The organism is Streptomyces sp. NPDC059008 (genome assembly GCF_042749045.1).
Classification (GTDB): Bacteria; Actinomycetota; Actinomycetes; order Streptomycetales; family Streptomycetaceae; genus Streptomyces.
Genome location: NZ_JBHYJC010000060.1, coordinates 25115 through 31923 on the forward strand (window position 1 = coordinate 25115; position 6809 = coordinate 31923).

The 6809-nt window shown below is 75.1% G+C and carries 7 protein-coding genes; 3 read left to right on the forward strand and 4 right to left on the reverse strand.

The window, feature by feature from the left end; translation table 11 throughout:
• Positions 1 to 8: 8 nt before the first annotated feature.
• Positions 9 to 326: a hypothetical protein gene (locus ACFWZH_RS36005; protein ID WP_384441446.1), complete on the reverse strand. Its 318-nt coding sequence runs from the start codon at positions 324 to 326 to the stop codon at positions 9 to 11.
• Between the two features lie 262 nt (positions 327 to 588).
• Between ACFWZH_RS36005 and ACFWZH_RS36010 the strand changes: the two genes are divergently transcribed.
• A complete protein-coding gene (locus ACFWZH_RS36010) occupies positions 589 to 1005 on the forward strand; it encodes a VOC family protein (RefSeq protein ID WP_384441467.1) in 417 nt (138 codons plus the stop codon).
• A 31-nt stretch (positions 1006 to 1036) separates the two neighbouring features.
• Here the strand turns inward: ACFWZH_RS36010 and ACFWZH_RS36015 are convergent, their stop codons facing one another.
• From ACFWZH_RS36015 to ACFWZH_RS36025, 3 genes are all read right to left on the reverse strand, one after another.
• On the reverse strand, positions 1037 to 2533 hold the full coding sequence (locus ACFWZH_RS36015) for a hypothetical protein (protein WP_384441449.1): 1497 nt from the start codon (positions 2531 to 2533) through the stop codon (positions 1037 to 1039).
• A 162-nt stretch (positions 2534 to 2695) separates the two neighbouring features.
• The gene (locus tag ACFWZH_RS36020; protein WP_384441452.1) at positions 2696 to 3823 is read right to left on the reverse strand and encodes an alpha/beta hydrolase; all 1128 of its coding nucleotides are present in this window, start codon (positions 3821 to 3823) and stop codon (positions 2696 to 2698) included.
• Between the two features lie 115 nt (positions 3824 to 3938).
• Positions 3939 to 4598, reverse strand: a complete 660-nt coding sequence (locus tag ACFWZH_RS36025) for a class II aldolase/adducin family protein (RefSeq protein WP_384441455.1) — start codon at positions 4596 to 4598, stop codon at positions 3939 to 3941.
• Between the two features lie 456 nt (positions 4599 to 5054).
• Between ACFWZH_RS36025 and ACFWZH_RS36030 the strand changes: the two genes are divergently transcribed.
• Both ACFWZH_RS36030 and ACFWZH_RS36035 read left to right on the forward strand, forming a co-directional pair.
• Positions 5055 to 6332, forward strand: a complete 1278-nt coding sequence (locus tag ACFWZH_RS36030; RefSeq protein WP_384441458.1) for an anion permease — start codon at positions 5055 to 5057, stop codon at positions 6330 to 6332.
• Positions 6333 to 6356: 24 nt separating this feature from the next.
• Positions 6357 to 6593, forward strand: coding sequence for a hypothetical protein (locus ACFWZH_RS36035; RefSeq protein WP_384441461.1), 237 nt, complete (start codon positions 6357 to 6359; stop codon positions 6591 to 6593).
• The last annotated feature ends 216 nt before the right edge of the window (positions 6594 to 6809 follow it).

The window sequence follows — 6809 nt, forward strand, 5'->3', positions numbered from 1 at the left end:
GAGGCAGTCTAACGGGCCGGTGCAAGTAGTTTTTCCGGACCGCCGCCGGGGGTGCCGCCCGGCGGGGTGCGCCTCGCGGAGACCTGCCCGGAGGCGTCCACGGCCACCGGCCGGCCCCGCTCGGCCACCGGGGCCGGCGGTTCCCGGCGCGCCCGGCCGCCACCGGGCAGGGCGTCGGGCGCGACGGTGCGGCGGTCGTCGTGCGGGGCGGGAGCGCGGGCGGCGGTGGCCGACGGCAGGGTGAGGAGGGCGGCGACGAGGGGGACGGCCACGGGGCACAGGCCGCGCCCGACGCGCCGGCCGGGCGCGGTGGGAGGTGTGGACACCCGGGTCCCCTTCGTCGGAGATCGTCGGATATCTGCCGGTCGAGCGACGAGCGTAGCGACGGACCAAGGGGCCCGGGGAGCGCCCCCGGGGCGACACGGCGGGCGGGCGGCGGCGCGTCCCCCGTTCGGCCGGGGAGCCCGGCGCGCGGCCGGCCGGTGCGGACCGGGCGTTGTCGGACCCCGGTGCCACACTGTGAGGCGGGTCACTCGGACCTGTGAGACCCGTGATCCCCCGACGTGCAGGAAGGGTTCGGTGATCACCATGGCAGGCGCGACGACGGGCGCACCGACGATGTGTCCGACGGTGCTCTACAGGGACGCCCAGGCCGCCATCGAGCAGCTGACGGAGGCCTTCGGCTTCACCGTCGGCGCCAAGTACGAGGGCGAGGGCGGCATGGTGCTGCACGCCGAACTCTCCTACGGCAACGGCGTGGTGATGCTCGGTTCGAAGGGCCGCGGCGGCGTCTTCGACGCGGCGATGGGCGACGCCGGGCCGGCGGGTGTCTATGTCGTGGTGGAGGACACCGACGCGCACTTCGAACGGGCCGAGCGGGCCGGTGTGGAGATCCTGATGCCGCCCACCGACCAGGACTACGGCTCCCGGGACTACATGGCCAGGGACGCCGAGGGCAACATCTGGAGCTTCGGCACCTACGCACCGGGCGGCGTCGGGGCCTGAGCCGCGGCCCGGCCCCGCGCGCCGTCCCGGGTCACGCGCCGCCGGTGTGGACCTGGAACGCCGCCCGGCGGACGGCCTTGGCCAGTGCCGGATCGGGGTGGGCCGCGGCCAGCGCGACCAGCACCTGGACGGTGCGGGGGTGTCCGACGGCGCGCACCTCCGCCAGGAGACGCGGCACGGAGCCCTGGACCGCCGAGTCGAGGTGGCGCACCAGCAGTTGGGTCTCACCGTGGTCGGCGACCGCGGCCGCGGTGTCCACCCACAGCCAGGTCGACTCCTCGCGGGTGAGCACGTCGGGCGCGGTCTCCGGGTCGCCGCCCTCGTGCTCGACCAGCCACAGCAGGGCGTAGGGGCGAAGGCCCGGCTCGTCGGCGGCGGCGCGCACGGCGGGCTCGGCCGGTGCGCCGACCGCGCGCAGCGCCTCGAAGGCCAGGCCGCGCAGCAGCGCGTCCTCGCCGCGGGCCACGGCCAGCAGCTCCTCGACGGCCGAGCCGACGGAGCGGGCGGCGAGCCAGGCGCGGTATTCGGCGCGGGCCGGTCCCGGGGTCAGCCGGGCGCAGCCGCGCAGCATCGCCTCCGCGGACTGCTCGATATGGCCGGCCGGGCTCTGCGCGGCGACACAGATCTGCTCCAGCTTGACCCACACCGACCAGTTGCCCAGCGGCGTCAGCTGCGCCTCGGACGCCTCGTGGGCTCCCTGGTAGGCGTCGCCGTATCCGCCGTCGAAGGACCCGCCCTCGCGGGAGCGGCCCGGCGCGCCGTGCGGCGGCACCAGCGCGCCGACGGTCAGCAGTGCGTCCAGCGCCCAGCCCAGCAGTTCGGCCAGCGACGCCCCCGCGGCGTCGTCGGCCGGTCCCGCCGCCCCGGCGGCGCCGGTGCCCTCGCCGGGTTCCTGCCCGTAGGGGACCTCGCAGCGCTCCGTGCGCAGTTCGCTGACGCGCTGGTCGAGCATGTCGAGCAGCACCGGCAGCCGGACCGGCCCGGCCGACAGATGCAGCAGGGACAGCAGCTGCGGCAGCGCCTCGACGACTTCGGCGACGATGGTGGGACCGGCGCCGGCCGGAGTGGGGCAGGCCAGCGACCAGGCGTCGAAGAGCGCGACCCAGCCGCGCAGCACGGCCGTGTCGTCGCGGTCCCAGGCCCGCAGCCGCCAGCCGGGCCGGGCGAGGCCGTCGTGGAGTTCGACGAGTCCGGCGAGCCGGGCCCGGTCCCAGTCGACGCGGACCTGCTGCGGCGTCAGGCCGAGGGCCTCGGCGGCGCGTTCGACGGCGGCCGTCGGCAGCGCCCCGTCCGGGCCGGCCCGCAGACTGCCGCCGGCGCCCCCGACGCTGTCGGCCCAGCGGGCGAGCCGGGCCGCACCGGCCAGCACGGCGCGGGCCTGTCGGGCCAGCTCCGCGGGCGGCGGGGTGCCCTCGGGCGGGCGGGGTGCCGGGCGCTTGGCCCGGGTTGTCACCGCCCGGCGGGCGGCCGCAACCGGTTGACGGGGGACGAGTCGGAGCCGGGAGTCGCGCGGAGTACGGGACGTCACAGGAGCAGTCTTGCCGCTGACGGCCCGAAAGCCCAATCGGAACCCGGCTTGCGATCTAGTGGAGCGGCGCCATCGCGCCGACCCATCCTGGATGTGGGGAGTTGTCCCCCCGTACGCCCGGACGTCACCAGGACCGCGCCACCGGGGACGCGGCGGGCGGCGCTACATCAGGGGAGTGAGGAAGCGGCGCAGCGCCTCCTCGTAGCCGGCGGGGTCGGCGTTCCACATCGCGGCGTGCGGGGCGTGCGGCACCGCCTGAAGGGTGACCAGCTCCGGACGGCGGGCGGCGAAGGAGCGGGAGGCCGCCCAGGGGGCGATCAGGTCGTCGGGGCCGTGGAAGAGCAGCGTGGGCACGTTCAGCTCGGCCGGGTCGGCGGCGTCCGCCGGCCGGTCCACGGGCATCCCGGTGGCGCCCTCGGCGGCCCGTACGACCAGCGGGAGCAGGGCCCGCGGGGCTCCCCGGGCGGCGGCCAGCGCGCGGACCGTGGCGTGCCGGTCGAGGACGGGCGAGTCCAGGATCAGTCCGCTGATCCGGTCGCGCAGCGCGGAGTGGGCGGCGGCGCGCAGCGCCATGGTCGCGCCGACGGACCAGCCGTAGAGCACGATGTCCCGGGCGCCGTAGCGGACCGCGTAGCGGATCGCGGCGTCCAGATCGCGCCATTCGGTGTGGCCGAGGTGGTTGATGCCGTCGGCGGTGCGCGGGGCGCCGAGGTCGTTGCGGTAGGCCAGGTCCAGTACGGGCAGCCGGTGGCGGTGCAGGAACGGCATCACGACCATGGGGTGCTCGCGGGTGGTGCCCAGGCCGTGCGCGGTGATGACCCAGGTGTCGCGCACGGCGGGGACGAACCACGCCGGGAGGGGACCCAGTTCGCCGGGGATGTCGACGTCGGCGCAGTCGAGGCCCAGGGCGTCGCGGGGGTTGCCGATGTGCACCTGCGGGGTGAGCCGCATCCGTTTGCCCGGCTTGAGGCTGCCGTGGGTGACCCGCTCCAGGCGGCGTACGACGGCGTCGACGGGGTGCGGGGCGCCGTGGACGACGGAGCCGACCACGGCGTGGCAGCCCGCGCCGGTGAGGCCGTAGGTGCCGGGCCGCAGGGCGACCAGACTGCGGGTGAGGGCGATGCGCTCGTCGGTGGCGGAGTGCACGGTGAGGCGGGAGTCGCCGGGGAGGGGCTGGTCGGGCGAGGGTTTCAGGGCGATGTCGCCGGCGTACCGGCCGACCGCCACGGCGGCCGCCCCGGCACCGATCACGGTGGCGGCGGCCACGGCCGCCGCGGTACCCAGACGCACCACACCAGTGTGCGCAGCGGTCCCGGGTGCGGCCACTCGGCGGGGCGGCGGACGGCGGGCTCGGCGGGAGGGCGGCGCGCCGGGCGCGGTGCGGACGGCGCCCGCGGCGGCGGCTTCAGTCCCGGCGCTGGCCGTAGCCGCGCAGCCGCTCGCCGGCCGCCGCCAGCTCGCCGGCCGACAGCAGGCTGGGGGCGCGCCCCGGCACGGACTGCGCGGTGAGCCAGACCCGGCACATCCACTCCAGTTGGGCGGTGCGGTCCAGTGCCTGGTCGAGGCTGTCGCCGTAGGTGAGGGTGCCGTGGTTCTGCAGCAGCGCGCCGGTGCGGTCGCGGAGCGCCTCGAGCAGGTGGGCGGCGAGCTCGTCGCTGCCGTAGAGGGCATAGGGGGCGACGCGCACCGGACCGCCGAGCGCCGCGGCCATGTAGTGGATCGGCGGGAGTTCGGTGACGAGGGTGGAGACGGCGGTGGCGTGCGGGGCGTGGGTGTGGACGACGGCGGTGGCCGTGGTGCTGCGGTAGACCGCCAGGTGCATGGGGAGTTCGCTGGTCGGCCGGAGCGCGCCGATGATCTGGCGCCCTTCGAGGTCCACGGCGGTGGTGTCGCCGGGCCCGAGCCGGTCGTAGGGGACGCCGCTGGGGGTGACCAGGACCAGGTCCTTCAGCCGGCGCGAGACATTGCCCGAGGTGCCGACGACCAGCCCGTCGGCGACGGTTCTGCGGGCGGTGGCGACCAGTTCGCTCCAGGCGGCGGCGAGCTGGTCGGGGTGGTCCTTCATGGGTCCTCCGGCGCGGTGCGGCGAATGCGGATGTGGTCCGCGTCACCGTACGAGCGGGCCGGGGAAGGGTACGCCGGGGGCCCACCGGCCCGCTATCCGCCATTTGGGGACAACTATGACACTGCGGGCGATTGGCCGGATTTAAACCGTCTTGCGACGATCATCCGTTAACGTCGAAACGGATTGCCCTGCGCCCGGCTCCACGGCGGAGCCCTCCGCGTGCCTCCGCGGCTCCGCGGCGACCACCGGGACGACCAGGGCCCGTACGGCGGGTCCGGCCCCAGCTGGCATACCTCAAGAAGTTCGCCGACGGGTGATGCGGAAGTGACGTGAGATACACCTCCGCGTGAACACTGCGGGTGCGTCATCGCCGCGCCCGTCCCAGTTCACTTTCCGTTCACCCACTCTCCGTACGGTCCCGAGCGACACTGACCTTCGAACTGATTGCCTGGGTGAATGGAACACATCACGCTTCTCATCGGGATCGTGATCGTCACGGCCTTGGTGTTCGACTTTACGAACGGCTTCCACGACACGGCCAACGCGATGGCCACCACCATTTCCACCGGCGCCTTGCGACCCAAGACCGCGGTGGCGATGTCAGCGGCACTGAACCTCGTCGGCGCGTTTCTGTCGGTGGAGGTCGCCAAGACCATCTCCGGCGGGATCATCGACGAGAGTGCGGGCATCAGACCTGAAGTGATCTTCGCCGGCCTCGTCGGCGCCATCATCTGGAACCTGCTGACCTGGCTCGCGGGTCTCCCCTCCAGCTCCTCCCACGCGCTCTTCGGCGGTCTGATCGGCGCGACGCTGGTCTCCGTCGGTACGAACGGTGTGCACGGCGGGGCCGTGGTCATGAAGGTCCTGATCCCGGCGGTGGCCGCCCCGATCGTCGCCGGCCTGGCCGCGACGGCCGCGACCCGGCTCACCTACCGGCTGGCCCGCGGCCGCGACGAGGCCGACACCGCCAAGGGCTACCGCGCCGGCCAGATCGCCTCGGCCGCCCTGGTCTCCCTCGCGCACGGCACCAACGACGCCCAGAAGACCATGGGTGTGATCACCCTCGCGCTGATCACCGGCGGCGTCGTCGCCCCGCACGCCGACCCGCCGATGTGGGTCATCGCCTCGGCCGGTCTGGCCATCGCGCTCGGCACGTACCTGGGCGGCTGGCGGATCATCCGCACGATGGGCAAGGGCATCACCGACATCCAGCCGCCGCAGGGCTTCGCCGCCCAGACCGGCGCCGCGGCCACCATCCTGGCCTCCTCCCACCTCGGCTTCGCGCTCTCCACCACCCAGGTCTGCTCGGGCGCCGTGATGGGTTCGGGCCTGGGCCGCAAGGGCGGCGTGGTGCGCTGGTCCACGGCCGGCCGGATGGTCGCCGCCTGGGCACTGACGCTGCCGGCCGCCGGTGCGGTCGCGGCGGGCGCCGCCTTCCTGGCCAAGCAGGGCGACTGGGGCGTGGCCGCGGTGGCGGTCCTCGCGCTCGGCATCTGCGGCGCGATCTGGGCGGCCTCCCGGCGCAAGCCCATCGACCACACCAACGTCAACGAGGGTCCGGCCGCGGAGCCGGTGGGCGTGGTGACCGCCGCGCTGCGCACCGTCAGCCCTCCCCCGGCCGGCCAGCCGGCCCCGCAGGCCGACGCCTCCCAGGACTCCGACGCGCCGGCGGCCGACGCCGACGCTCCCACCTCTCCCGCCCCGCGCGCCCAGGCCGCGACGGTCACCCGCTAGCGGCTCTCACCTAAGGAAAACTGCATGAGCATCGACTGGGCAGCTCTCGGCCAGGTCTTCGGCGTCAGCCTCGTGGTGACGGTCGGGATCGTGGGTCTGTTCACCGTCGGCATCGTCGGCACCTCCGGCAAGTCGGGCCAGGAGGGCGAGGCCGCGGTGGCCACGGCCCCCGGTGCGGGCGCGCGAGCCGGTGCGGTGGCCGCCTTCGCGCTGTGCGCGGCGGCCGTGGCGTACGGCATCTATCTGATCGTCGCCGGCTGACGCGTCCGCCCACGCGGCGGACGAACGGCGACACGGACGACACCCGAGGCGTCCGGTGGAACGCGGCGGCAGGTCCTTTCCGCGCGCGCCGGTGATGATGTTCGCGGCGGCGCTGCCGGTCAGGGTGTCGGCATGGGTGGAGCCGGTGATCGCCTCGATCGAGACCAGCCGGTCGCCGTTTCCCTGGCCCGGCTCGGCACCGCCTGGGGCGCAGCG